Below are 25369 nucleotides of genomic sequence, written 5' to 3' on the forward strand. Positions count from 1 at the left end.
TTATGTCTTATCAATACGTCAACGTGGTCATCATCCAGAAAGTCGCGGTTATTGAGTTCAATTACGCCCGCAAGCTCAATGCCCTGAGTAAAGTGTTTATTGACGATCTGATGCAGGCGCTGAGCGATCTCAATCGTGCGGACATTCGCTGCATCATTCTGCGCGCCCCGAGCGGGGCCAAAGTGTTTTCTGCCGGGCATGATATTCATGAACTCCCGACCGGACGTCGCGATCCGCTCTCCTATGACGATCCGCTGCGTCAGATAACCCGTATGATCCAAAAATATCCGAAACCGGTGATCTCCATGGTCGAAGGCAGCGTCTGGGGCGGCGCGTTTGAAATGATCATGAGTTCCGATCTCATCATCGCCGCTGAAACGTCCACCTTCTCAATGACCCCAGTCAACCTTGGCGTACCGTATAACCTGGTGGGCATCCACAACCTGACCCGCGACGCTGGTTTTCACATCGTTAAAGAGCTGATTTTTACCGCTTCACCCATCACCGCTCAACGCGCCATGGCGGTCGGGATCCTTAACCATGTCGTGCCCGTCGAGGAACTGGAAGATTTCACTCTGCAAATGGCGCACCACATCTCGGAAAAAGCACCGCTGGCCATCGCCGTCATCAAAGAAGAACTTCGCGTGCTGGGTGAAGCGCACACCATGAATTCCGATGAGTTCGAGCGTATTCAGGGCATGCGCCGCGCGGTGTACGACAGCGAGGATTATCAGGAAGGGATGAACGCGTTTATGGAAAAACGTAAACCTAATTTTGTTGGCCATTAATCACGTCCGAGGAAGGAGACGGCCATGAAACGGATGAGCGCCGAACAGGCGGCAGAAATTATCCAGCACGATGATATGGTGGCGTTTAGCGGCTTTACCCCTGCGGGTTCACCCAAAGCGTTACCCAGCGCAATTGCCCAACGCGCCTGCGAACAGCATCAGAACGGGCAGCCTTTTCAGATCCGCCTGCTGACCGGAGCATCAATTGGTGCCGCCGCTGATGATGTTCTATCCGCGGCGGATGCCGTTTCCTGGCGTGCGCCTTATCAAACGTCATCGGGCCTGCGCGAGAAAATTAATCAGGGCCAGGTGAGGTTTGTCGATCTCCATTTGAGTGAAGTGGCGCAAATGGTTAATTACGGTTTTTTTGGCGAAATCGATGTTGCCGTCATTGAAGCCTCCGCTATCGCGCCAGATGGCCGGATTTGGCTTTCCAGCGGTATTGGCAATGCACCCACCTGGCTGCTGCGGGCGAAAAAGGTGATAATCGAGCTAAATCATTACCATAATCCGCGTGTGGCGGAGTTTGCCGACATCGTGATACCCGGTGCGCCACCACGGCGTAACAGCGTACCTATTTTTCATACCATGGATCGCGTAGGCAATCAGTGCGTGCAGATAGACCCCAAAAAGGTGGTTGCGGTGGTGGATACCGAGCTGCCCGATGCCGGAAATGCGGCGGATAAAACCAATCCGGTCAGCCAGCAAATTGCCGATAACGTCGTCACTTTCCTGCTGGCAGAAATGGCTCACAAACGTATTCCAGCTGAGTTTCTACCCTTACAAAGCGGCGTGGGCAATATCAACAACGCGGTAATGGCGCGACTGGGCGAGAACCCGGATATCCCGCCCTTTATGATGTATTCGGAGGTGTTGCAGGAGTCGGTGGTGCATCTGCTGGAAACGGGCAAGATAACAGGTGCCAGCGCCTCCAGCCTGACCATTTCAGCCCCGTCGCTACAGAAGATTTACGACAACATGGACTTCTTCGCCAGCCGGATTGTGCTGCGCCCGCAGGAGATCTCCAATAACCCAGAGATCATCCGTCGGCTGGGGGTTATTGCGCTCAACGTCGGTCTGGAGTTTGATATCTACGGCCATGCCAATTCCACGCACGTTGCGGGGGTGAACCTGATGAATGGCATCGGCGGCAGCGGGGATTTCGAGCGCAATGCCTACCTGTCTATCTTTATGGCGCCGTCGATTGCCAAAGGCGGGAAAATCTCCACCATCGTACCGATGTGCAGCCATGTCGACCACAGCGAACATAGCGTTAAAGTGATCGTGACCGAACAAGGGATTGCCGATCTGCGTGGGCTATCTCCGATGCAGCGGGCGCACACGATTATCGATAACTGTGCGCACCCTCTTTACCGGGATTATCTGCACCGCTATCTGGAGAAAGCACCCGGCGGACATATCCATCACGATCTCAGCCATGCGTTCGATCTGCATCGTAATCTTCTCGAAACAGGATCGATGCTCGGTTAACTTGCGCCACCGTCACGATCTTCAGCAATATGCTGAAGCATCGTGGCGGTATAACGATGGTTTTTCAGCGAATAGAGAAACTCCTGCATATACATGGGGCTGCCGGGCGCATCGAAATACTTTAGCGTCGACGGGTTCACCAGCCGCCAGGCGAAGTGAGGAATCACCGTCAAAAACTGCCCGCGCTCTACCGCGCTAATCTTGGCCATAAAGCTATACGGACGGTAGATAATCATCGGGTTGATCCCGCAGGGTCGCATGTATGCATCCAGCATCGCCTCAAAGTTGGCGCGATTCTGGAAGCGCATTTGCAGCCAGGGCAGCTCGCGCAGCAGATCCTGCGGCTGTTTTTCTTCGTAGCGCCGGGAAACGAGAAACCCCAGACGCAGCGGAGGCAGCTCGCTAATCGCCAGATTCTCCAGTTCCTGGACGCGGGGGGAAACGTGCTGCGGCGAGATAATAAAATCCAGTTTGCGATCGAACAGGTTATCAATAACCCCATTCTCGCTGAATTCAACGGCCTGAGCCGTCACGCCGTCATACTTGTCACCAAGGCTAATCAACTGGTCAAAAATAATCGTTGGGTAGGTATTGTCGATCCCGATGACGATTTCCCGCGAGCGGCGAGAGGCGTTATGGATTTCGTTATCAATGGCAGAAAGGCGCTGATAAACGGGAAACAGCTTCTGATACAGTTCCTGTCCGGCTTTATTCAGGCTGATGTTGTTATCTTTGCGGGTAAACAGCGTATAGCCGATTTGATCCTCCAGTGCGGCAATGCTTTTACCGAAAGGCGATGCGGTCATATGTATTTTTTCTGCCGCTCTGGCGATGTTATTGGTTTGCGCCAGCAGAATGAAATTACGCATCTTTTTCGAGATAAAAATATCCATAGCGTCCCCTTAAAAATCGCTATGGCCTATCCTCATTACGGCGAAAAAAAAGACTGGATGTGGGGTCTCATTTTTACAGTTGCTCACAGAAAAAACCCGGCTGGAAAGCCGGGTCTGCAATGATTACTGGGTTTTGGCTGGCGTTGCTGCTGGTTGCCCCGCCGTCGGCTCAATCTGGAAGACCACATCAACCTGATCGTCAAACTGAATAACCGGCTGTTCGTAGGTTTCCTGAGCGGATGTCGCAGGCGCTGCATCTGCTTTCATCATCCGTACCATCGGGCTCGGTTGATAATTGGAAACATGGTAACGCACGCTGTAAACGGGCCCCAATTTGCTGTTAAAGCCCGCAGCTAACTGCTCAGCCTGATGAATAGCATCATCAATTGCTGCTTTACGCGCTTTATCTTTGTAAGTATCCGGCTGGGCAACGCCAAGCGATACCGAACGGATCTCATTCAGACCGGCCTTCAGTGCACCATCGAGCAGCGCATTGAGTTTGTCCAACTGACGCAGCGTGACCTCAACTGTACGTACCGCACGATAGCCTTTAAGGACGCTTTTACCATTCTGGTAGTCGTAGTCCGGCTGGGTGCGCAGGTTTGCCGCGCTAATATCTTTCTTCGCTATCTGGTTCTGTTCAAGGAAGGACAGATATTGTGCCACGCGCTCATCAGCCTGTTTCTTCGCTGAAGCCGCATCCTTTGCAGCTACGTTCACTTCAATCGCCAGAGTAGCGATGTCTGGTGTCGCATCCACGCTTGCCGTTCCGGAAGTCACGATGTGCGGTCCATTTGGCAACTCATTTGCCTGTACCGATAGTGCGCTGAATCCGACTAATGCCGCCAGGGCCATTATTTTGAACTTCACGGTCGTTCCTCCATGTTTCATTAATTACCCCGAAACTCAGGGCACATGCAGGCAAGCTTAGCCGATCTCGCTGCGTTGTCCATCAGACAACACTTAGTTGAACAACGCATGAACGTGCGCAACACCTTCTTTTGCCAACTGAAAAGCGATAAACCACATCACCAATCCTACCAGGGTATTGATGATCCGCTGTGCTTTAGCAGTGCGCAAACGCGGAGCGAGCCAGGCCGCCAGCAATGCCAGGCCGAAGAACCACAGGAACGAAGCGCTGACGGTACCCAGCGCAAACCAGCGCTTAGGCTCAACGTCCAGTTGGCCTCCCAGACTCCCCAGCACCACAAAGGTATCCAGGTAAACATGGGGGTTGAGCCATGTCACCGCCAGCATAGTAGCGATAATTTTCCAGCGGCCCTGCTTCATCACCTCGGCGCTGGCCAGTTCCAGGTTACTGCTCATCGCCGTTTTTAACGCCCCGAAACCGTACCAGAGTAAAAATGCCACCCCACCCCAAGTGACAAGCGCCATCAGCCATGGTGACTGCATCAGCAAGGCGCTACCGCCAAAGATCCCCGCGCAAATCAGCACTAAGTCGCTGATAGCGCAGAGTAAAGCAATCATGATGTGATACTGGCGACGGATCCCCTGATTCATCACGAAGGCGTTTTGCGGACCGAGCGGAAGTATCATAGCCGCACCAAGTGCAAGCCCTTGAAAATAATACGATAACACGTTAATCATCCCGAACTGTTTCTCTTAGGAGCAGACTATAGCGCGGGGAAAACATTAGCGGAAATGGATAATTTTAATCAGGGATAAGAAGAATTAATACCACGGGGGGAGGGGGAAATGCCGGATGACGGCTGACGCCTTATCCGGTCTATAAAACCTGTGGGCCCGGTAAGCGATAGCGCCACCGGGCACGCGATTACTCTGCCGCGCTCTCTTTCACACGCTTGAAGTTCACATCCATCTGCGGGTACGGGAAGCTGATACCGTTGGCGTCAAACTCGCGTTTAATACGCTCCAGTACGTCCCAGTAAACGCTTTGCAGATCGCTACTGTTGCTCCAGACGCGTACCACAAAATTAATCGAGGAAGCGCCCAGCTCATTCAGGCGCACCGTCATTTCACGATCTTTAAGGATACGCTCGTCAGACTGAATGATATCGGTGAGGATTTTTTTCACCTGATCGATATCGGAGTCGTAAGCCACGCCGATGATAAATTCGTTACGACGAACCGGCTCACGAGAGAAGTTAATGATGTTCCCGGCAATGATTTTACCGTTTGGGATCACCACAATCTTACCGTCTACGGTACGCATAGTCGTGGAGAAAATCTGCACGTTGAGTACGGTTCCCGCTACGCCTCCGAGGTCTACATACTCACCTGCGCGGAACGGACGGAACATCACCAGCAGCACGCCAGCAGCGAGGTTGGACAGCGAACCTTGCAGCGCCAGACCAACGGCTAAACCTGCGGCACCGAGAACGGCAATCACAGAAGCGGTTTGTACCCCAACGCGACCCAGAGCGGCAATCAGCGTGAACGCGATAATACCGTAACGCACCAGTGCAGAGAGGAAGTCAGCAACGGTTGCATCAATTTTACGTGCCACCATCAGGCGGTTAACGGTGTTTGATACGATGCGCGCCACAATCATACCGATAATGACAATGGCGATGGCCGCAACGATGTTGACGGCATAGCTTAACAGCAGCTCCTGATTGCGGACCAGCCAGGTGCCCGCACCATTTATGCTGTCGACAACATTCAAATCTTCCATTCAATATTCCTTTTTTGCTTACCCAAATGGGAAAAATAAAGCCGTCCCAACGGGACTGGCAATCTGACAAGGGTAAACAATAAACCTGGATTTTGCCAAACAGATCACAGAATTCTCTGCCAGCAGCATATTGAAATGGCAATAAAAAAGGCCCGCATTTGCGGGCCTCATGTCATGTAGAACGGCGTAAATTACAGAACGTCAACCGCGTTCAGTTCTTTGAAAGCCTGTTCCAGACGGGTGATCATGGTTGCCTGACCAGCACGCAGCCATACGCGCGGATCGTAGTATTTCTTGTTCGGCTGATCTTCGCCTTTCGGGTTGCCCAGCTGGCCCTGCAGGTAAGCTTCGTTCGCTTTGTAGTAGTTCAGAACGCCTTCCCAGGTAGCCCATTGGGTATCGGTGTCGATGTTCATTTTCACTACGCCGTAGCTTACGGAGTCTTTGATTTCCTGAGCAGTAGAACCGGAACCGCCGTGGAAGACGAAGTTCAGGCTGTTGTGCGGCAGGTTATGTTTCTTAGAAACATAGTCCTGAGAGTCGCGCAGGATGGTCGGGGTCAGAACAACGTTACCCGGCTTGTAAACGCCGTGAACGTTACCGAAGGAAGCTGCGATGGTGAAACGCGGGCTGATTTTGCTCAGCTCGGTGTATGCGTAATCAACGTCTTCCGGCTGGGTGTACAGTGCAGAAGCGTCCATGTGGCTGTTGTCCACGCCGTCTTCTTCGCCACCGGTGCAACCCAGTTCGATTTCCAGGGTCATGCCCATTTTGGACATGCGCGCCAGGTATTTGGAGCAGATTTCGATGTTCTCTTCCAGAGACTCTTCAGACAGGTCGATCATGTGAGAAGAGAACAGCGGTTTGCCGGTTGCTGCGAAGTGTTTTTCACCCGCGTCCAGCAGACCGTCGATCCACGGCAGCAGTTTCTTCGCGCAGTGGTCAGTGTGCAGGATAACCGGAACACCGTAGTGTTCAGCCATCTGGTGAACGTGATGCGCGCCAGAGATAGCACCCAGGATTGCAGCGCCCTGAGGAACGTCAGACTTCACGCCTTTACCCGCGATGAAAGAAGCACCACCGTTGGAGAACTGTACGATTACCGGCGCTTTAACTTTTGCAGCGGTTTCCAGAACGGCGTTGATGGAGTCGGTACCCACGCAGTTAACAGCTGGCAGAGCAAAGTTGTTTTCTTTTGCTACCTGGAAAACTTTCTGTACGTCATCACCAGTGATTACGCCTGGTTTTACGAAATCAAAAATTTTAGACATATTACGAATCCTGTATCTTCGGCCTTGGAAAGGGCGCGCGCTCTAAAGCGCGCTAATAATTGGGCAGGTTTCCCTGCCCATTAAATGCTTACTTTTTAGCGCGCTCTTCGAGCATCGCTACTGCTGGCAATACTTTACCTTCCACGAATTCGAGGAAAGCGCCGCCGCCAGTGGAGATGTAGGAGATTTTGTCAGCAATGCCGAACAGGTCGATTGCTGCCAGGGTGTCACCGCCGCCTGCGATAGAGAACGCTTCGCTGTCTGCGATAGCGTTAGCAACGATTTCAGTACCTTTGCGGAAGTTCGGGAACTCGAACACGCCAACCGGGCCGTTCCACAGAATGGTTTTCGCATTCTTCAGGATGTCAGCCAGCTGCTGTGCAGAAGCGTCGCCGATGTCCAGGATCTGCTCGTCTTCTTTCACATCGCTAACGGACTTCAGAGTAGCCGGTGCAGTTTCAGAGAATTCAGTCGCTACGCGAACGTCGGTCGGGACCGGGATGTCACAAGTGGTCAGCAGACGCTTAGCTTCGTCAACCAGGTCAGCTTCGTACAGGGATTTACCCACGTTGTGGCCTTGAGCGGCAACGAAGGTGTTCGCGATACCACCGCCAACGATCAGCTGGTCAGCGATTTTTGACAGAGAATCCAGAACGGTCAGTTTGGTGGAAACTTTAGAACCGCCAACGATAGCAACCATCGGACGAGCAGGTTCTTTCAGTGCTTTACCCAGCGCATCCAGCTCAGCAGCCAGCAGCGGGCCTGCGCAAGCTACATCAGCGAATTTACCGATACCGTGAGTAGAAGCCTGTGCACGGTGAGCTGTACCGAAAGCGTCCATTACGAATACGTCGCACAGCGCAGCATATTTTTTGGACAGTGCTTCGTCGTCTTTCTTCTCGCCTTTGTTGAAGCGAACGTTTTCCAGAACTACCAGTTCACCGGCAGCGACTTCAACGCCGTCCAGGTAATCTTTTACCAGGCGAACCGGAGCAGACAGTTTGTCTTTCAGGTAGTTAACAACCGGCAGCAGAGAGAATTCTTCGTTGTACTCGCCTTCGGTAGGACGACCCAGGTGGGAAGTTACCATCACTTTCGCACCCTGTTTCAGGGCCAGTTCGATGGTCGGCAGAGAAGCACGGATACGCGCATCGCTGGTTACTTTCCCTTCTTTAACTGGTACGTTCAGGTCCGCACGGATAAAAACGCGTTTACCAGCCAGATCCAGATCGGTCATCTTAATTACAGACATGGTGAATCCTCTCGTTGATTCATAAAGTTTTGTCGACGCTCAAGCGTCGAGCCTGAAACCAATAGCAGCCATCGCTAACGTAGTGTCGAGCATACGGTTAGCAAAGCCCCATTCATTATCACACCAGACCAGCGTTTTGATCAGGTGAGCGCCACTCACACGCGTTTGCGTACCATCAACGATGGCGCTGTGCGGGTCGTGGTTAAAATCTACAGAGACCAACGGTAATTCCGTATAGTCAACTATACCATGAAATGCACCTTGTGCTGCTTTTTGCAGCAACTGGTTGACTTCACTGGCTTTTACTGGTTTTTTCACCGTCACGCTTAAGTCGATCGCCGTCACATTTATGGTCGGTACACGCACCGCTATCGCTTCAAAACGATCGTTAAACTGCGGGAAAATTCGCGTGATGCCCGCCGCCAGTTTGGTATCAACCGGAATAATCGACTGGCTGGCCGCTCGCGTGCGACGCAGGTCAGGATGATAAGCATCAATAACCTGCTGATCGTGCATCGCAGAGTGGATCGTGGTGACGGTACCAGACTCAATGCCGTAAGCATCATCCAGCAATTTAATGACGGGTATTATGCAATTCGTGGTGCAGGAAGCGTTGGAAACGATCCGGTGCTCAGCGCGCAGCTGATCCTGATTAACGCCATACACAACGGTTGCGTCGATGTCGTGACTACCAGGATGTGAAAAGAGCACTTTTTTTGCACCAGCGGCAATATGCGCCTCGCCGTGTTCGCGATTGCCGAAGACCCCCGTACAATCCAGCACGATGTCGACACCCAGTTCGCGCCATGGAAGTGCATCGAGTGTTCGCTCATGCAGAATGCGGATAGCGTCATCGCCAACGATGAGCTGGTCACGTTCCTGACGAACATCCCAGGCAAAACGTCCATGGCTGGTGTCATATTTCAACAAATGCGCCATGCCTGCAGCATCCGCAAGTTCGTTGATTGCCACCACGGTGATTTCCGCCCGACGCCCGGATTCATACAAAGCACGAACCACGTTGCGTCCGATGCGACCGAAACCATTAATCGCTACGCGTACGGTCATAGGTCTCCTGCAAGGATTTCTCAGAAACGATGTGGCAGACAGAGTAATGCAGCAAATCGCTCAGGGAAACCTTACCTGTCGCAAACTGCGACTAATTGGTTAATTGTCGAACATTTAATCGACTGAAACGCTTCAGCTAGAATAAGCGAAACGCGGAATAAAAGGAATGATTGTCCAGCAACAGAACACAGTTATCTGACTTGCGTCACATTTTAACGCCCTTCAACGCTAAATTTATTCCATATTCCAGAATGACGAATAACCGTAGCAAAATTATTTCGTTGTCGTGTTACACACCCTGATTTAAATCAGAAAGCCCCCTAACCTACATCTAATCACCAGCGCGAGGTCCGAGTCCCGGAGCCCTTCAACGATGCCGCAGACGGTCTGGATAGCAGACTGCGCCGTGCGATTGCGCAACGCGCGGCGCGTTCCGGAAAAGCAAAAAAAAACGGGCCGCCTGAGCGACCCGTTTTCACCTGTAATCGAAATTACAGCAGTTCTTTTGCTTTCGCGACAACGTTGTCTACGGTGAAGCCGAACTCTTCAAACAGCAGCTCTGCCGGAGCAGACTCACCAAAGGTGGTCATACCGACGATTGCGCCGTTCAGGCCCACGTATTTGAACCAGTAGTCAGCGATACCTGCTTCCACTGCAACGCGAGCGGAAACCGCTTTCGGCAGCACAGACTCACGGTAAGCGGCATCCTGTTTGTCGAACGCGTCGGTAGACGGCATGGAAACCACGCGAGCCTTCACGCCTTCGGCAGTCAGTTTGTCCCACGCAGCCACAGCCAGCTCAACTTCAGAACCGGTAGCGATGAAGATCAGTTCCGGCTGACCGTCGCAGTCTTTAAGCACGTAACCACCGCGAGCGATGTTTGCCAGCTGCTCTTCGGTACGCTCCTGCTGTGCCAGGTTCTGGCGGGAGAGGATCAGCGCGGTCGGGCCGTCCTGACGCTCAACACCGTATTTCCACGCAACGGCGGATTCAACCTGGTCACACGGACGCCATGTGCTCATGTTCGGGGTCACACGCAGAGAAGCAACCTGCTCTACCGGCTGGTGAGTCGGGCCGTCTTCGCCCAGACCGATGGAGTCGTGGGTGTAGACCATGACCTGACGCTGTTTCATCAGCGCAGCCATACGCACCGCGTTACGGGCATATTCCACGAACATCAGGAAGGTGGAGGTATACGGCAGGAAACCACCGTGCAGCGAGATACCGTTGGCAATCGCGGTCATACCAAATTCACGCACGCCGTAATGGATGTAGTTACCGGCAGTATCTTCGTTAATCGCTTTCGAACCAGACCACAGCGTCAGGTTAGACGGTGCCAGGTCAGCGGAGCCGCCGAGGAATTCAGGCAGCAGAGGACCGAAGGCTTCAATCGCGTTCTGAGAAGCTTTACGGCTGGCGATTTTCGCCGGATTAGCCTGCAGCTTAGCAATGAACTCGTTCGCTTTTGCGTCGAAGTCAGACGGCATTTCACCTTTCATACGACGGGTAAATTCAGCCGCTTCCTGCGGGTAGGCTTTCGCATAAGCAGCGAACTTCTCGTTCCATGCAGCTTCTTTTGCCTGACCGGCTTCTTTCGCATCCCACTGCGCGTAGATTTCAGACGGGATTTCGAACGGTGCGTATTTCCAGCCCAGCTGTTCACGGGTCAGTGCGATTTCTGCATCGCCCAGCGGTGCACCGTGAGAGTCGTGAGTACCCGCTTTGTTCGGAGAACCGAAACCGATGATGGTTTTGCACATCAGCAGGGACGGTTTGTCGGTCACTGCGCGTGCTTCTTCTACTGCACGTTTAATGGCGTCAGCATCGTGGCCATCAACGCCACGAACCACATGCCAGCCGTAAGCTTCAAAACGCTTCGCGGTGTCATCGGTGAACCAGCCTTCAACGTGGCCATCGATAGAGATGCCGTTGTCATCGTAGAACGCAACCAGTTTACCCAGCTTCAGCGTACCAGCCAGGGAACATACCTCGTGAGAGATACCTTCCATCATGCAGCCGTCGCCCATGAAAGCATAGGTGAAGTGGTCAACGATGTCGTGACCTGGACGGTTAAACTGCGCCGCCAGCGTTTTTTCAGCGATAGCCATACCCACTGCATTCGCAATGCCCTGACCCAGAGGACCTGTAGTGGTTTCAACACCCGCGGTGTAACCCACTTCCGGGTGACCCGGAGTTTTGGAGTGCAGCTGACGGAAGTTCTGCAGCTCGGACATCGGCAGATCGTAGCCGGTGAGGTGCAGCAGGCTATAAATCAGCATGGAGCCGTGGCCGTTGGACAGCACGAAGCGGTCACGGTCAGCCCAAGACGGGTTAGTCGGGTTGTGGTTCAGGAAATCACGCCACAGGACTTCGGCAATGTCAGCCATACCCATCGGGGCACCCGGGTGACCGGATTTGGCTTTCTGTACTGCGTCCATGCTCAGCGCACGAATAGCATTGGCAAGCTCTTTACGTGAGGACATTTTGACTCCAGATCGGATAATGAAGGCTGAGCCCTTAACGACTTGACGACAGCGCGTTTTGGGCTATGCCGGAAAAAAGTGCCAACAATGTAACCCAAGCCGCGTGTCATGTACATGGAGCATCCTTTTGCCGCTTCAGAAATCTCTGGATCATGCGCGCAAGTTGCGCAATCTTCTCGCCCGCGTATTGTTCTTTTCTTTATACTTAGGCCGAGCGTCGGTTCACCTGCAAACGACGTAATTTTTAGAATAATCCTGACTTTGTGCGGAAGAGAAAAAATGAAAATTCGCGCTTTACTGCTTGCTACGAGCATGGCTGCGGCATTGACCGGCTGCCAGAACATGGACTCCAACGGACTGCTTTCTTCTGGCGCGGAGGCTTTTCAGGCCTACAGTCTGAGCGATGCTCAGGTAAAAGCGCTGAGCGATCAGGCCTGTAAAGATATGGACAGCAAGGCTACTATCGCTCCGGCCAGCAGCGAGTACGCAACGCGTCTTGGCAAAATCGCCGCCGCGCTTGGCGATAACATAAACGGCCAGCCGGTGAACTACAAAGTCTATATGGCGAAAGATGTGAATGCCTTTGCCATGGCAAACGGCTGTATCCGCGTGTACAGCGGCCTGATGGATATGATGACCGACAACGAAGTCGAAGCGGTAATCGGCCATGAAATGGGCCACGTCGCGCTGGGTCACGTGAAAAAAGGTATGCAGGTTGCGCTGGGTACTAACGCCGTACGTGCAGCGGCGGCATCCGCTGGCGGCATTGTCGGCAGCCTGTCGCAGTCGCAATTGGGCGATCTTGGCGAGAAACTGGTGAACTCGCAGTTCTCCCAGCGTCAGGAATCCGAGGCGGATGATTACTCGTATGATTTGTTGCGCAAACGCGGGATCAATCCGGCAGGTTTAGCCACCAGCTTTGAGAAACTGGCCAAACTGGAAGCTGGACGTCAAAGCTCAATGTTTGACGATCACCCGGCATCCGCAGAACGTGCGCAACATATTCGCGATCGCATGAGCGCAGACGGGATCAAATAACCGTTAATCATGCCGGATGCGGCGTGAACGCCTTATCCGGCCTACAAACATCAACCAGCTGTAGGCCGGATAAGCGTTAGCGCCATCCGGCAAAACAACTTATTCGCCTTTTTTCGCTGCCTGGATGTACAGCATTTCCAGAGCCAGAGTAGCCGCTGCCAGCGCGGTGATCTCTGACTGATCGTAAGCCGGAGCCACTTCAACAACGTCCATCCCGACGATGTTCAGATCTTTCAGACCACGTACCAGCTTGATCGCGCGATCGGAAGTCAGACCGCCAATCACTGGCGTACCGGTACCCGGCGCAAACGCTGGATCCAGACAGTCGATATCAAAGGTCAGATACACCGGCATATCACCGACAATCTGCTTAACCTGGGCGATGATGTCATCTACGCTGCGATCGTTCACCTGGCAGGCATCCAGCACGGTAAAGCCGTTGTCTTTGTCGAATTCGGTACGAATACCAATCTGCACAGAGTGATTCGGATCGATCAGCCCTTCGTTCGGCGCCGTGTAGAACATAGTGCCGTGGTCGAATTCGCAGCCGTTCGCGTAGGTATCTGTGTGGGCATCAAAGTGCACCAGCGCCATTTTACCAAAATGCTTAGCGTGCGCGCGCAACAGCGGCAGCGTGACGAAGTGGTCGCCGCCGAAGGAGAGCATGCGCTTACCGGCAGAAAGCAGCTTCTCAGCATGCGCCTGCAGTTTTTCACTCATTTCACGCGCATCACCGAAGGCATAAACCAGATCGCCGCAGTCCACCACGTTCAGGCGCTCGCGCATATCGAAATTCCACGGGAAGCGGTTGTGTTCCCACGCCAGGTTAGTGGAAACCTGACGGATTGCCGCCGGACCATGACGCCCGCCCGCGCGGCCAGACGTTGCCATATCAAACGGTACGCCGGTGATCACCCAATCGGCGTCGCTTTCGTATGGCATGAAGTTCATCGGCAGACGTAAAAAACCAAAGGCGTTAGAAACCAGGGAGTTGTCGTATTGATGACCTAAGGTGCTCATGTACTGACCTCTTTAAAAATCGATGAAAAAAAATCCCCTCCGCGTCGTTAAGCCCGACGAGGAAGGGATTGATTTGGTAGCTGCATATTTACGGCAAATTATCGCCGTTATTTTGTACGGATTCAAGTAAGTGCCACAAATGCGGCTTCGCCTTATCCGGCCTACTTTCGTAGGCCCGGTAAGCGTAGCGCCAGCAGGCATTTATCGTTACTCATCTTCCAGATAAGTATAACCGTACAGACCGGCCTCAAACTCTTCGAGGAACTGTTGCTGCAGCTCGGTATCCAGATCGGTGTTTTTCACCTGGTCACGGAACTGCGTCAGCAGGGTGTTCGGATCCAGCTGCACGTACTGCAACATATCCGCCACGGTATCCCCTTCATCAGACAGCTCAACTTCCACACTGCCGTCAGGGAAGACGAACACGTCAACCGCTTCGGTATCACCAAACAGGTTGTGCATGTTGCCGAGGATCTCCTGGTACGCCCCCACCATAAAGAAGCCCAGCATCGGCGGGTTCTCCGGGTCGTATTCCGGCATCGGCATAGTGGTCGCAATGCCATCACCGTCAACATAGTGGTCGATAGCGCCATCAGAGTCACAGGTGATATCCAACAGCACCGCACGGCGCTCAGGTACCTGGTTCAGTCCTTCCAGCGGCATTACCGGGAACAGCTGATCGATCCCCCACGCATCCGGCATCGACTGGAACAGCGAGAAGTTGACGTAAATCTTATCCGCCATACGCTCCTGCAGCTCGTCGATAATCGGGCGATGCGCGCGGTTGCTCGGGTCGAGTTGTTTCTGCACTTCATGGCACATGTTCAGATAAAGCTGCTCAGCCCACGCGCGCTCTTGCAGGCTAAAGGTACCTGAAGAGTAACCAACGTGAATATCGTGCAGATCCATCTGGCTGTCGTGCAGCCATTCACGCAGCGAACGGCGAGTTCCCGGTTCATGCATTTCTTGCCAGGTTTCCCACATGCTTTGCAGAGCACGCGGCGCATCGTCAGCCGGAGGCGTTGCTTCTGTGTGTTCGCTACGCTCAACGCCGATAATGTTAGATACCAGCACGGTATGGTGCGCGGTAACCGCGCGGCCAGACTCGGTGATTACCGTCGGATGAGGCAGACCGTGTTCTTCACAGGCGTCGCCAATAGCCCAGATGATGTTGTTGGCATATTCGTTCAGGCCGTAGTTTACAGAACAGTCAGACTGCGAACGGGTACCTTCGTAATCCACGCCCAGACCACCGCCCACGTCGAAGCACTGGATATTGACGCCAAGCTTGTGCAGCTCAACGTAGAAACGCGCCGATTCACGTACGCCGGTGGCGATATCACGAATATTCGCCATCTGCGAGCCAAGGTGGAAGTGCAGCAACTGAATGCTGTCCAGACGACCGCGCTCGCGCAGAATTTCGACCAGTTGCAGCACCTGGTTTGCCGCCAGGCCGAATTTCGATTTTTCCCCGCCGGAGGACTGCCACTTGCCAGAGCCCTGCGACGCCAGACGCGCACGCACGCCCAGACGCGGAACGACATTCAGGCGTTCAGCTTCATCCAGCACGATAGCGATTTCAGACATCTTCTCGATGACCAGATAGACCTTATGGCCCATCTTCTCGCCAATCAGCGCCAGACGGATATATTCGCGGTCTTTATAACCGTTACACACGATCACGCTACGGGTCATTCCGGCATGGGCCAGAACGGCCATCAGTTCAGCTTTGGAACCCGCTTCCAGCCCCAGCGGTTCGCCAGAGTGGATCAGCGATTCAATCACGCGACGGTGCTGGTTGACCTTGATCGGGTAAACGAGGAAATAGTCACCGTTGTAACCGTAAGATTCACGGGCACGTTTAAACGCGGCGTTAATCGAACGCAGACGGTGTTGCAGGATCTGCGGGAAGCAGAACAATGCAGGCAAACGCTGGCCCTGCGCTTCACGGGCTTTCACCAACTCAGCAAGGTCAACGCGCGCTTCGGGTACGTCCGGATCCGGGCACACGCTGATGTGACCCAGTTCATTGACGTCGTAGTAGTTATTACCCCACCAGGCAATATTGTAAGTACGCAGCATCTTGCTGGCTTCCTGGGAACTCATTGCAACCTCCTGCATGGAGCGTAGTACACCGTGTTCGCCTGCTGACGAAGGCGAACCCAAAGAAATGTCGTCAGACATAGCGAACCTCAAATTTTATTAACAAGTGTAAAACAGTTGACTACTATCGCAATCCGAAGACGCGATAACAACCCAAATACAGGCAGAATTTGCAGCAGATAGTGCTGACGCTCCGACTGTGCGACCGGTTTCTTTTTCATATCAAAGTAAACACGTAACCGAACTTAATGCTGACGGTTCGGCGAAACCACGAGAAAACTCTTGTTTACCAAGAGCGCCCTTGTTCAGTTCTTAGTGACCGTTACCGGCTCTTGAGTCCTGAGATACGCCGAGATGGGTATACACTTCATCCTTCATGCAGCCTCTTTGTTGGCTACGCTCATTCGCCCCAGTCACGTACTACTCGTACGTTCAGGGGACTCATTCACTTGCCGCCTCGACGCAGCATAAATGATTTTGTGTATATAACATCGACAGGTATGCAAAGCAGAGATGCAGATTGCGGGGGACATATGTACACCAGAACGGTGCGACAGATTCTGCAGAATACAACGGTTCATTATCTCGTATCACCTCCACGGTTGCTCCTTACGGAACGAACCCACAAGCCAAAGCTAAAGTTTTAACCCGGCTGGAAGTGGCAACACGATGAAAACGTCGTGTGCTTTTATCTATCCTAAATAATTCGAGTTGTGGGAAGGCGGCAACGCAGAGAGTCCCCGGGAGCTTACATGAGTAAGTGACTGGGACGGGGCGAGTATTGCCAACGCACATGCAACTTGAAGTATGACGGATATGAGCCGCGCGCCGCGTTTTATACCGATAAGAAAGTCAAAAAGCAAAAGATAAATATGCACATTGCCAGCACCGTCAGGAAAAATTTCCAGTTACATTTTCAGTACAATGCGACCTCAATCAAAAAAAGCTGGAAATCAGGCGAAGAACTGTCCTAAAATAGCCGTCCAGATGTTAATCCATCTATACCGATTAACACTCAGACTGCCAGTGTCCGTCATCTGCAGACTCATGGTAGAATCTTCTACACATGGCTATTCCACTCGACAGTTTGAGCTAACCAAATTCTCCTTAGGTGAAATTAAATATGGCAAAACACCTTTTTACGTCCGAGTCCGTATCAGAAGGGCATCCTGACAAAATCGCTGACCAAATCTCTGATGCTGTGCTGGATGCAATCCTGGAACAGGATCCAAAAGCACGCGTTGCCTGCGAAACCTACGTCAAAACCGGTATGGTTTTAGTTGGCGGTGAGATCACCACCAGCGCATGGGTTGATATCGAAGAGATCACCCGTAACACGGTTCGCGAAATTGGCTATGTGCATTCCGACATGGGCTTTGACGCCAACTCTTGCGCGGTACTGAGCGCGATTGGTAAACAGTCTCCGGACATCAACCAGGGTGTTGACCGTGCCGATCCGCTGGAACAGGGCGCAGGCGACCAGGGCCTGATGTTTGGTTATGCAACCAACGAAACCGACGTGCTGATGCCAGCACCTATTACCTATGCTCACCGTCTGGTGCAGCGTCAGGCTGAAGTGCGTAAAAACGGCACCTTATCCTGGCTGCGTCCGGATGCCAAAAGCCAGGTAACCTTCCAGTATGACGACGGCAAAATCGTCGGTATTGATGCGGTTGTTCTGTCTACTCAGCACTCTGAAGATATCGACCAGAAATCGCTGCAAGAAGCCGTTATGGAAGAGATCATCAAGCCGGTACTGCCGACTGAATGGCTGACCGCTTCGACCAAATTCTTCATCAACCCAACTGGTCGTTTCGTTATCGGCGGCCCGATGGGCGACTGCGGTCTGACCGGTCGTAAAATCATCGTTGATACCTACGGCGGCATGGCGCGTCACGGCGGCGGTGCATTCTCTGGTAAAGATCCGTCTAAAGTTGACCGTTCCGCAGCCTATGCAGCCCGTTACGTAGCGAAAAACATCGTTGCCGCAGGCCTGGCTGACCGTTGTGAGATTCAGGTTTCCTACGCAATCGGCGTGGCAGAACCGACATCTATCATGGTGGAAACGTTCGGTACTGAAAAAGTGCCTTCAGAGCAGCTGACCCTTTTGGTGCGTGAGTTCTTCGACTTGCGCCCGTATGGCCTGATTCAGATGCTGGATCTGCTGCACCCGATTTACAAAGAAACCGCTGCTTACGGTCACTTTGGTCGCGAACATTTCCCATGGGAAAAAACCGACAAAGCACAGTTGCTGCGCGACGCTGCCGGTCTGAAGTAATTTAAACCAGACTTAACGCTTATGAAGACCAGCCTCGCGCTGGTCTTTTTTTATACCTATTTCCTCTCCCACATCCATCACCAAACCGCGCTGATTACTATTGCTTTAAATGAAAATGAAAGCGATTACATCACACCATATTTCCCTCTACCTTGAATTAACATCTCTTAGCCAGCACACTTGCATCACTGTTACATTATCTTTCATCATTGTCTTAAATTCAGACGACAAACATTATTTAATCCCAATAAATAATGTTAACTTTCAATAAATTAACTAATAACCCGCATGAATGACAGTGTAAGCGATTACACTAATGTGATGTGATTCGCATTTTTTTACCCCGTACTCACCTACCCTTAACATCAACAAAACTAGCTACCCAACCGGAGGGCATCATGCCTGACAATAAAAAAACGGGGCGTTCCAACAAAGCCATGACATTTTTTGTCTGCTTTCTGGCAGCCCTGGCTGGATTACTTTTTGGCCTGGATATCGGTGTTATTGCCGGTGCTTTACCGTTCATCACCGACGAGTTTCAAATTACCCCGCACACTCAGGAATGGGTGGTGAGTTCCATGATGTTTGGTGCGGCGGTAGGTGCTGTCGGCAGCGGTTGGCTCTCCTTCAAACTGGGACGCAAAAAAAGCCTGATGATCGGTGCGATCTTGTTTGTTGCGGGTTCACTGTTCTCCGCCGCTGCGCCAAACGTTGAAGTCCTGCTGGTTTCCCGCGTGCTGCTCGGCCTGGCTGTAGGTGTTGCGTCTTATACCGCGCCGCTGTACCTGTCTGAAATTGCCCCGGAAAAGATTCGTGGCAGCATGATCTCCATGTATCAGCTGATGATCACCATCGGTATTTTGGGCGCGTATCTTTCCGATACAGCGTTTAGCTACAGCGGCGCATGGCGCTGGATGCTGGGTGTAATCATCATCCCTGCCCTGCTGCTGCTGGTTGGCGTTATCTTCCTGCCGGACAGCCCACGTTGGTTTGCAGCTAAACGTCGTTTTGTTGATGCTGAACGCGTCCTGTTGCGTCTGCGTGACACCAGCGCAGAAGCCAAACGCGAGCTGGATGAAATCCGTGAAAGTCTGCAGGTGAAGCAGAGCGGCTGGGCGCTGTTTAAAGAAAACAGCAACTTCCGTCGCGCGGTATTCCTTGGCGTTCTGTTACAGGTGATGCAGCAGTTCACCGGGATGAACGTCATCATGTATTACGCACCGAAAATCTTTGAGCTGGCGGGCTACACCAACACCACCGAGCAGATGTGGGGGACTGTTATCGTCGGTCTGACCAACGTGCTGGCAACCTTTATCGCCATTGGCCTGGTTGACCGTTGGGGCCGCAAGCCTACGCTGATCCTTGGCTTTATCGTGATGGCCGTTGGTATGGGCGTGCTGGGTACAATGATGCACGTGGGGATTCACTCGGCATCCGCACAATACTTCGCAGTACTGATGCTGCTGATGTTTATCGTTGGCTTTGCCATGAGCGCCGGTCCGCTGATTTGGGTACTGTGCTCTGAAATCCAGCCGCTGAAAGGCCGCGATTTCGGCATCACCTGCTCTACTGCAACCAACTGGATTGCCAACATGATCGTCGGCGCAACCTTCCTGACGATGCTGAACTCACTGGGCAGCGCCAACACCTTCTGGGTCTACGGCGGCCTGAACGTACTGTTCATCTTCCTGACTCTGTGGCTGATCCCTGAAACTAAAAACGTCTCTCTGGAACACATTGAGCGTAACCTGATGAAGGGTCGTAAACTGCGCGAAATTGGCGCACACGACTAATCACCAAAGGCTTCCTCCCCAGCGGAGGAAGCCTTCCTCTTGCAGTCCCTTCCCTGTCGCACTATCCTCTGGCGTTATGAAAACCTCCCGTCTCCCTATCGCCATCCAGCAAGCCGTTATGCGTAGCCTGCGGGAAAAACTCGCCCAGGCCAATCTCAAGCTTGAACGCCAATACCCGGAGCCAAAGCTGGTTTACCAACAGCGCGGCACCGCCGCGGGCACTGCGTGGCTACAAACCTATGAAATTCGCCTTAATCCCGTCCTGCTGATGGAAAACGTCGACGCATTCATTAACGAAGTTGTGCCCCATGAACTGGCGCATTTACTGGTGTGGAAGCACTTTGGGCGCGTGCCGCCACACGGGAAAGAGTGGAAATGGATGATGGAAAGCGTTCTGGGCGTACCGGCCCGGCGCACGCATCAGTTTGAACTGCAATCGGTGCAGCGCAAGACTTTTACTTACCGCTGTAAGTGTCAGGAGCACCAACTGACCGTCCGCCGCCATAACCGCGTTGTGCGCGGTGAGGCCACCTACCGCTGTGTTCACTGCGGCGAACCACTGGTTGCAGAATAATCTTCAGAATTATCAGGAACTTTTCTGACCTAACTGATTGCATACTGGAATAACTTTCGCTACGTTGCGGGCTCGTTTTGACACGGAGTTTGTGATGTACCGTCATTTTTCTTTTGCTGCGGCCCTGTTAGCCGCTGCGTTTTCAGGCCCGGTTTTAGCCGAAGGCATCAACAGTTTTTCTCAGGCAAAAGCAGCAGGCGTCAAGGTTAACGCCGATGCGCCGGGCGATTTCTACTGCGGTTGTAAAATTAACTGGCAAGGCAAAAAAGGGGTCGTTGACCTCGAATCCTGCGGCTATAAAGTGCGAAAAAATGAAAACCGCGCCAGTCGAATTGAATGGGAGCACGTTGTCCCCGCCTGGCAATTTGGTCATCAGCGTCAGTGCTGGCAGGACGGAGGGCGTAAAAACTGCGCCAAAGATCCGGTCTATCGCAAAATGGAAAGCGACATGCATAACCTGCAACCTGCGGTGGGTGAGGTAAATGGCGATCGCGCTAACTTCATGTACAGCCAGTGGAACGGTGGCGAGGGTCAGTATGGGCAATGCGCCATGAAGGTCGACTTCAAAGAGAAAGTTGCCGAGCCGCCAGCCCGCGCCCGCGGTGCCATTGCTCGTACCTATTTTTACATGCGCGACCAGTACTCTCTAACGCTCTCCCGCCAGCAAACTCAGCTTTTTAACGCCTGGAATAAGCAATATCCGGTCACCGACTGGGAGTGTGAGCGCGACGAACGCATTGCAAAGGTACAGGGGAACCATAACCCATATGTGCAACGCGCTTGCCAGGCGCAAAAGAGCTAACCTACACTAGCGTCAATATTTTTAACCATGCCCTGGTCTTTCGTAGCCCAGGGCCATGACGCGGATGTTTAACTATGCGCATTCCTCGCATTTATCACCCTGAGCCAATCACTTCCGGCAGCCAAATTTCACTGTGTGAAGATGCAGCCAACCATATCGGCCGCGTGCTGCGTATGGGACCGGGCCAGGCGCTACAGCTGTTTGATGGCAGCAATCAGGTATTCGACGCTGAAATCACCCACGCCAGTAAAAAAAGCGTGGACGTGAAGGTACTTAACGCTGAACTCGACGATCGTGAGTCGCCGTTGCACATCCACCTGGGTCAGGTGATGTCGCGCGGTGAAAAAATGGAATTTACTATCCAGAAATCGATCGAACTGGGTGTAAGCCTCATTACGCCACTTTTTTCTGAGCGCTGCGGCGTTAAACTGGACAGTGAACGCCTGAACAAGAAGCTCCAGCAGTGGCAGAAAATCGCCATTGCCGCCTGCGAACAGTGCGGTCGTAACCGGGTGCCCGAAATTCGCCCGGCAATGGATTTGGAAGCATGGTGCGCGGAACAGGACGAAGGTCTGAAACTGAACCTGCATCCGCGCGCCAGCGCCAGCATCAATACGCTGCCGCTGCCGGTGGAGCGCATCCGCTTGCTGATTGGCCCGGAAGGCGGGTTGTCGGCAGATGAAATTGCCATGACCGCACGTTATCAGTTTACTGATATTCTGTTAGGACCTCGCGTTCTGCGTACTGAGACAACCGCGCTCACCGCCATTACTGCGCTACAGGTGCGTTTTGGCGATCTAGGCTAAGGCATAAACGGAGAAGAAAATGATCAAGCTCGGCATCGTGATGGATCCCATCGCAAGCATCAACATCAAGAAAGATTCCAGCTTCGCTATGCTGCTGGAAGCGCAACGTCGCGGTTACGAAATTCATTATATGGAGATGGCCGATCTTTATCTGATCAACGGTGAAGCCCGCGCCCATACGCGTACCCTGAGCGTAGAGCAGAACTACGACAAATGGTATGAGTTCAAGAGCGAGCAGGATCTCCCGCTGGCAGACCTGGACGTTATTCTGATGCGTAAGGATCCGCCGTTTGATACCGAGTTCATCTACGCAACCTATATTCTGGAACGTGCAGAAGAAAAAGGGACGCTGATCGTCAACAAACCGCAGAGCCTGCGCGACTGCAACGAAAAGCTGTTCACCGCATGGTTTGCCGACCTGACGCCGGAAACGCTGGTCACGCGTAACAAAGCGCAGCTGAAAGCCTTCTGGCAAAAACACAGCGACATCATTCTCAAACCGCTGGACGGCATGGGCGGCGCATCTATTTTCCGTGTGAAGGAAGGCGACCCGAACCTTGGCGTCATTGCTGAAACGCTGACCGAGCACGGTACCCGCTACTGCATGGCGCAGAACTATCTGCCAGCAATTAAAGATGGCGATAAACGCGTCCTGGTGGTCGATGGCGAACCCGTTCCTTATTGCCTGGCGCGTATTCCGCAGGGCGGCGAAACCCGTGGCAACCTGGCCGCTGGCGGTCGTGGCGAGCCGCGTCCATTGACCGACAGCGACTGGGAAATTGCACGTCGCATTGGGCCAACGCTGAAAGCGAAAGGTTTGATTTTTGTCGGTCTGGATATCATTGGCGATCGTCTGACGGAAATTAACGTTACCAGCCCAACCTGTATTCGTGAAATTGAAGCGGAGTTCCCGGTTTCGATTACCGGTATGCTGATGGATGCCATTGAGGCGCGTTTACAGAAATAAATACGTTGCCGGATAGCGACGCTATCGCGTCTTATCCGGCCTGGAATTGCACCCCGCAGGCCGGATTAGGCGAAGCCGTCATCCGGCAATGCTATCTTCAGAGGGTGACATCTTCGAGCTTTGCCCACATACTGGGCTCTGTTGCTTTTTTGAACCAGGAAACAGAACCTCTGACAATGAATTTACAGCATCACTTTCTGATTGCCATGCCTGCTCTCCAGGATCCGATTTTCCGCCGTTCCGTGGTGTACATCTGTGAACATAATGAGAACGGAGCAATGGGGATTATCGTCAATAAGCCTCTGGAAAACTTACAAATTGAAGGGATTCTGGAAAAGCTGAAGATTACCCCAGAAGAACGCGATCCGGCCATTCGTCTGGATAAACCAGTGATGCTCGGCGGCCCGCTGGCGGAAGACCGTGGATTTATTCTCCACACTCCACCGTCACGCTTTGCCTCCAGTATTCGCATCTCAGATAACACCATCATCACAACCTCCCGCGATGTACTAGAAACCCTGGGCACGCAAGAACAACCGTCCGAAGTGCTGGTTGCTCTGGGTTATTCATCATGGGAAAAAGGTCAACTGGAACAAGAGCTACTGGATAACGCCTGGCTCACGGCGCCCGCAGACCTCAACATCTTATTCAAAACGCCGATTGCCGACCGCTGGCGCGATGCGGCGAAGCTTATCGGGATAGATATTCAGACCATGCCTGGCGTGGCGGGACATGCCTGATGAGCGGAACATTACTCTCTTTTGATTTTGGTACGAAAAGTATTGGTGTTGCTGTTGGTCAGCGCATTACCGGTACGGCCAGACCGTTGCCCGCCATTAAGGCGCAGGACGGTACGCCAGACTGGAGTTTGATTGAACGCCTGCTGAAAGAATGGCAGCCGGATGAAATCATTGTCGGCCTACCACTCAACATGGATGGCACAGAACAGCCCCTTACCGCACGCGCGCGTAAGTTCGCTAACCGTATTCACGGTCGCTTTGGCGTAACCGTAACGCTGCACGATGAACGCTTGAGCACCGTCGAGGCCCGCTCCGGCCTGTTCGAACAAGGCGGATACCGGGCGTTGAATAAAGGCAAAGTGGACTCCGCTTCTGCCGTTATTATTCTCGAAAGCTATTTCGAGCAGGGCGACTAAAGCCGACCCTGCGCCTGGCGCTGCTGCTGGCTCTGCGTAAACGTCTGCATACCTGTCTGCTGCCCGGTTTGAATTACGCCGGGTAGCTGATGCGTTTTCCCTTCACGAATCAAATTGCCCACGGCTGGCGTGTTGACGAGCAGCTCAAATAGCGCCACGCGTCCTCCCAACTTATCTTCCTCCAGCTTTTGCGAAAGTACCGCCCGTAGGCTGTCTGCCAGCTGATTACGCACCGGATCTTTCTCCTGTGCGGGAAAGGTATCCACCAGCCGCGCGATGGCCTGCGCCGCCCCTCGCGTATGTAACGTTGCCAGCACCAGATGCCCGGTTTCCGCTGCCGTTAACGCCAGGCGAATAGTTTCCGCGTCGCGCAGTTCGCCCAGCAAAATGACGTCGGGATCTTCACGCAGCGCGCCGCGTAAACCGGCGGCAAAAGAAGCGCAGTGTACGCCCACCTCCCGTTGGTGAATAAGACAACGCTGGCTGGTGTAGCGATATTCAATGGGATCTTCCAGCGTCAAAATATGTCCCGCAACGTGCTGGTTAAGATATGCCACCATCGCCGCCAGGGTCGTTGATTTACCGCTACCGGTAGCGCCTGTCACCAGAATTAACCCATTTTCACTGCGCAGCAGTTCAGGTATGACGTCAGGGGTCTGGAGATCGTCTAAACGTGGACAATCAAGCGGGAGCAATCTTAGCGCCAGCGAGGTTCCCTGTTGATGAACAAAAGCACTGGCGCGCAGCCGCTGGGAACCTGCCAGCGCAATAGCAAAATCCAGCTGCCCCTGTTCCTGCCACTGTACCTGTTGTTGCTCATTGAGCCAGCACATCAGCAGATTCTCCACGTCAGGCGTAGTAAAGGGTGCGATTTCGACTTTTCCACGTATGCGCCAGCGCGCAGGCCATGCATTGCACAGGTGTAGATCC

General features: G+C 53.1%; 23 protein-coding genes and 1 pseudogene. 11 read left to right on the forward strand and 13 right to left on the reverse strand.

Annotation, left to right across the window (positions count from 1 at the left end; genetic code table 11):
* Positions 1–2 precede the first annotated feature (2 nt).
* Both scpB and scpC read left to right on the forward strand, forming a co-directional pair.
* Positions 3–788 carry a methylmalonyl-CoA decarboxylase gene (gene scpB, locus OGY06_RS19865; RefSeq protein WP_003825473.1) on the forward strand — a complete coding sequence of 262 codons (786 nt, stop codon included), beginning with the start codon at positions 3–5 and terminating at the stop codon, positions 786–788.
* A 24-nt stretch (positions 789–812) separates the two neighbouring features.
* Positions 813–2279 (forward strand): succinyl-CoA:acetate CoA-transferase ScpC, encoded by a 1467-nt coding sequence (scpC, locus tag OGY06_RS19870; protein ID WP_257662081.1) that lies wholly within the window; start codon positions 813–815, stop codon positions 2277–2279.
* Here scpC and srsR read toward each other — a convergent pair.
* The 8 genes from srsR to tkt form a co-directional block, all read right to left on the reverse strand.
* Positions 2276–3172 (reverse strand): LysR family transcriptional regulator SrsR, encoded by an 897-nt coding sequence (gene srsR / locus OGY06_RS19875; RefSeq protein WP_286605898.1) that lies wholly within the window; start codon positions 3170–3172, stop codon positions 2276–2278. The two genes, scpC and srsR, sit on opposite strands and share 4 nt — an antisense overlap.
* A gap of 123 nt (positions 3173–3295) precedes the next feature.
* Positions 3296–4042: an oxidative stress defense protein gene (locus tag OGY06_RS19880; RefSeq protein WP_003825465.1), complete on the reverse strand. Its 747-nt coding sequence runs from the start codon at positions 4040–4042 to the stop codon at positions 3296–3298.
* A 93-nt stretch (positions 4043–4135) separates the two neighbouring features.
* A complete protein-coding gene (gene argO, locus OGY06_RS19885; protein WP_003027005.1) occupies positions 4136–4771 on the reverse strand; it encodes an arginine exporter ArgO in 636 nt (211 codons plus the stop codon).
* A 196-nt stretch (positions 4772–4967) separates the two neighbouring features.
* Positions 4968–5828, reverse strand: a complete 861-nt coding sequence (locus OGY06_RS19890; protein ID WP_003825461.1) for a small-conductance mechanosensitive channel MscS — start codon at positions 5826–5828, stop codon at positions 4968–4970.
* Positions 5829–6019: 191 nt separating this feature from the next.
* Positions 6020–7099 carry a class II fructose-bisphosphate aldolase gene (gene fbaA, locus OGY06_RS19895; protein ID WP_003027029.1) on the reverse strand — a complete coding sequence of 360 codons (1080 nt, stop codon included), beginning with the start codon at positions 7097–7099 and terminating at the stop codon, positions 6020–6022.
* An 88-nt stretch (positions 7100–7187) separates the two neighbouring features.
* Positions 7188–8351, reverse strand: a complete 1164-nt coding sequence (gene pgk, locus OGY06_RS19900; RefSeq protein WP_003027032.1) for a phosphoglycerate kinase — start codon at positions 8349–8351, stop codon at positions 7188–7190.
* A gap of 39 nt (positions 8352–8390) precedes the next feature.
* Entirely contained in the window at positions 8391–9419 is a 1029-nt protein-coding gene (epd, locus tag OGY06_RS19905) for an erythrose-4-phosphate dehydrogenase (protein ID WP_008785759.1), read from the reverse strand.
* A gap of 491 nt (positions 9420–9910) precedes the next feature.
* On the reverse strand, positions 9911–11902 hold the full coding sequence (tkt, locus tag OGY06_RS19910; protein ID WP_003825453.1) for a transketolase: 1992 nt from the start codon (positions 11900–11902) through the stop codon (positions 9911–9913).
* Positions 11903–12181: 279 nt separating this feature from the next.
* On the opposite strand from tkt, the gene loiP reads away from it, so the two are divergent.
* Positions 12182–12940, forward strand: coding sequence for a metalloprotease LoiP (gene loiP, locus OGY06_RS19915; RefSeq protein WP_003825452.1), 759 nt, complete (start codon positions 12182–12184; stop codon positions 12938–12940).
* A gap of 99 nt (positions 12941–13039) precedes the next feature.
* Here loiP and speB read toward each other — a convergent pair whose 3' ends face one another.
* The 4 genes and pseudogenes from speB to yqgG all read right to left on the reverse strand — a co-directional run.
* A complete protein-coding gene (gene speB / locus OGY06_RS19920) occupies positions 13040–13960 on the reverse strand; it encodes an agmatinase (protein WP_003825449.1) in 921 nt (306 codons plus the stop codon).
* Between the two features lie 207 nt (positions 13961–14167).
* The gene (speA, locus tag OGY06_RS19925) at positions 14168–16144 is read right to left on the reverse strand and encodes a biosynthetic arginine decarboxylase (protein WP_071692619.1); all 1977 of its coding nucleotides are present in this window, start codon (positions 16142–16144) and stop codon (positions 14168–14170) included.
* Positions 16145–16152: 8 nt separating this feature from the next.
* Positions 16153–16284 (reverse strand): acid stress response protein YqgB, encoded by a 132-nt coding sequence (yqgB, locus tag OGY06_RS19930; protein WP_003027062.1) that lies wholly within the window; start codon positions 16282–16284, stop codon positions 16153–16155.
* Positions 16285–16542: 258 nt separating this feature from the next.
* Positions 16543–16644 (reverse strand): annotated as a pseudogene (gene yqgG, locus OGY06_RS19935) (small protein YqgG); the annotation flags it as partial.
* Between the two features lie 542 nt (positions 16645–17186).
* Here yqgG and metK point away from each other — a divergent pair.
* From metK to ruvX, 8 genes are all read left to right on the forward strand, one after another.
* Positions 17187–18341 (forward strand): methionine adenosyltransferase, encoded by a 1155-nt coding sequence (gene metK / locus OGY06_RS19940; RefSeq protein ID WP_020996311.1) that lies wholly within the window; start codon positions 17187–17189, stop codon positions 18339–18341.
* A 398-nt stretch (positions 18342–18739) separates the two neighbouring features.
* Positions 18740–20134, forward strand: coding sequence for a galactose/proton symporter (gene galP, locus OGY06_RS19945; RefSeq protein WP_008785766.1), 1395 nt, complete (start codon positions 18740–18742; stop codon positions 20132–20134).
* Positions 20135–20210: 76 nt separating this feature from the next.
* Positions 20211–20708, forward strand: coding sequence for a SprT family zinc-dependent metalloprotease (locus tag OGY06_RS19950; RefSeq protein WP_003825440.1), 498 nt, complete (start codon positions 20211–20213; stop codon positions 20706–20708).
* A gap of 94 nt (positions 20709–20802) precedes the next feature.
* Positions 20803–21510, forward strand: a complete 708-nt coding sequence (endA, locus tag OGY06_RS19955) for a deoxyribonuclease I (protein WP_003825437.1) — start codon at positions 20803–20805, stop codon at positions 21508–21510.
* A 74-nt stretch (positions 21511–21584) separates the two neighbouring features.
* On the forward strand, positions 21585–22316 hold the full coding sequence (gene rsmE, locus OGY06_RS19960) for a 16S rRNA (uracil(1498)-N(3))-methyltransferase (RefSeq protein ID WP_008785768.1): 732 nt from the start codon (positions 21585–21587) through the stop codon (positions 22314–22316).
* Positions 22317–22335: 19 nt separating this feature from the next.
* Positions 22336–23283, forward strand: coding sequence for a glutathione synthase (gene gshB / locus OGY06_RS19965; protein WP_003027083.1), 948 nt, complete (start codon positions 22336–22338; stop codon positions 23281–23283).
* 176 nt (positions 23284–23459) lie between these two features.
* On the forward strand, positions 23460–24023 hold the full coding sequence (locus OGY06_RS19970) for a YqgE/AlgH family protein (RefSeq protein ID WP_003027086.1): 564 nt from the start codon (positions 23460–23462) through the stop codon (positions 24021–24023).
* Positions 24023–24439: a Holliday junction resolvase RuvX gene (gene ruvX, locus OGY06_RS19975; protein ID WP_286605899.1), complete on the forward strand. Its 417-nt coding sequence runs from the start codon at positions 24023–24025 to the stop codon at positions 24437–24439. The genes OGY06_RS19970 and ruvX overlap by 1 nt, the downstream gene beginning before the upstream one ends.
* Here ruvX and OGY06_RS19980 read toward each other — a convergent pair.
* The coding region (locus OGY06_RS19980) for a type IV pilus twitching motility protein PilT (protein ID WP_286605900.1) at positions 24436–25369 on the reverse strand (934 nt) is incomplete at its 5' end. The genes ruvX and OGY06_RS19980 overlap by 4 nt on opposite strands.

It is taken from the genome of Citrobacter sp. Cpo147, from assembly GCF_030332405.1.
Classification (GTDB): domain Bacteria; phylum Pseudomonadota; class Gammaproteobacteria; order Enterobacterales; family Enterobacteriaceae; genus Citrobacter; species Citrobacter portucalensis.

Bases quoted from the DNA above. Each gene is read 5' to 3' on its own strand.
- scpB (WP_003825473.1), top strand. From the start codon at position 3: ATGTCTTATCAATACGTCAACGTGGTCATCATCCAGAAAGTCGCGGTT.
- rsmE (WP_008785768.1), top strand. From the start codon at position 21,585: ATGCGCATTCCTCGCATTTATCACCCTGAGCCAATCACTTCCGGCAGC.
- epd (WP_008785759.1), bottom strand. From the start codon at position 9,419: ATGACCGTACGCGTAGCGATTAATGGTTTCGGTCGCATCGGACGCAAC.
- pgk (WP_003027032.1), bottom strand. From the start codon at position 8,351: ATGTCTGTAATTAAGATGACCGATCTGGATCTGGCTGGTAAACGCGTT.
- OGY06_RS19970 (WP_003027086.1), top strand. From the start codon at position 23,460: ATGAATTTACAGCATCACTTTCTGATTGCCATGCCTGCTCTCCAGGAT.
- tkt (WP_003825453.1), bottom strand. From the start codon at position 11,902: ATGTCCTCACGTAAAGAGCTTGCCAATGCTATTCGTGCGCTGAGCATG.
- speA (WP_071692619.1), bottom strand. From the start codon at position 16,144: ATGTCTGACGACATTTCTTTGGGTTCGCCTTCGTCAGCAGGCGAACAC.
- scpC (WP_257662081.1), top strand. From the start codon at position 813: ATGAAACGGATGAGCGCCGAACAGGCGGCAGAAATTATCCAGCACGAT.
- metK (WP_020996311.1), top strand. From the start codon at position 17,187: ATGGCAAAACACCTTTTTACGTCCGAGTCCGTATCAGAAGGGCATCCT.
- speB (WP_003825449.1), bottom strand. From the start codon at position 13,960: ATGAGCACCTTAGGTCATCAATACGACAACTCCCTGGTTTCTAACGCC.
- gshB (WP_003027083.1), top strand. From the start codon at position 22,336: ATGATCAAGCTCGGCATCGTGATGGATCCCATCGCAAGCATCAACATC.
- ruvX (WP_286605899.1), top strand. From the start codon at position 24,023: ATGAGCGGAACATTACTCTCTTTTGATTTTGGTACGAAAAGTATTGGT.
- srsR (WP_286605898.1), bottom strand. From the start codon at position 3,172: ATGGATATTTTTATCTCGAAAAAGATGCGTAATTTCATTCTGCTGGCG.
- OGY06_RS19950 (WP_003825440.1), top strand. From the start codon at position 20,211: ATGAAAACCTCCCGTCTCCCTATCGCCATCCAGCAAGCCGTTATGCGT.
- OGY06_RS19890 (WP_003825461.1), bottom strand. From the start codon at position 5,828: ATGGAAGATTTGAATGTTGTCGACAGCATAAATGGTGCGGGCACCTGG.
- galP (WP_008785766.1), top strand. From the start codon at position 18,740: ATGCCTGACAATAAAAAAACGGGGCGTTCCAACAAAGCCATGACATTT.
- fbaA (WP_003027029.1), bottom strand. From the start codon at position 7,099: ATGTCTAAAATTTTTGATTTCGTAAAACCAGGCGTAATCACTGGTGAT.
- yqgB (WP_003027062.1), bottom strand. From the start codon at position 16,284: ATGAAAAAGAAACCGGTCGCACAGTCGGAGCGTCAGCACTATCTGCTG.
- endA (WP_003825437.1), top strand. From the start codon at position 20,803: ATGTACCGTCATTTTTCTTTTGCTGCGGCCCTGTTAGCCGCTGCGTTT.
- loiP (WP_003825452.1), top strand. From the start codon at position 12,182: ATGAAAATTCGCGCTTTACTGCTTGCTACGAGCATGGCTGCGGCATTG.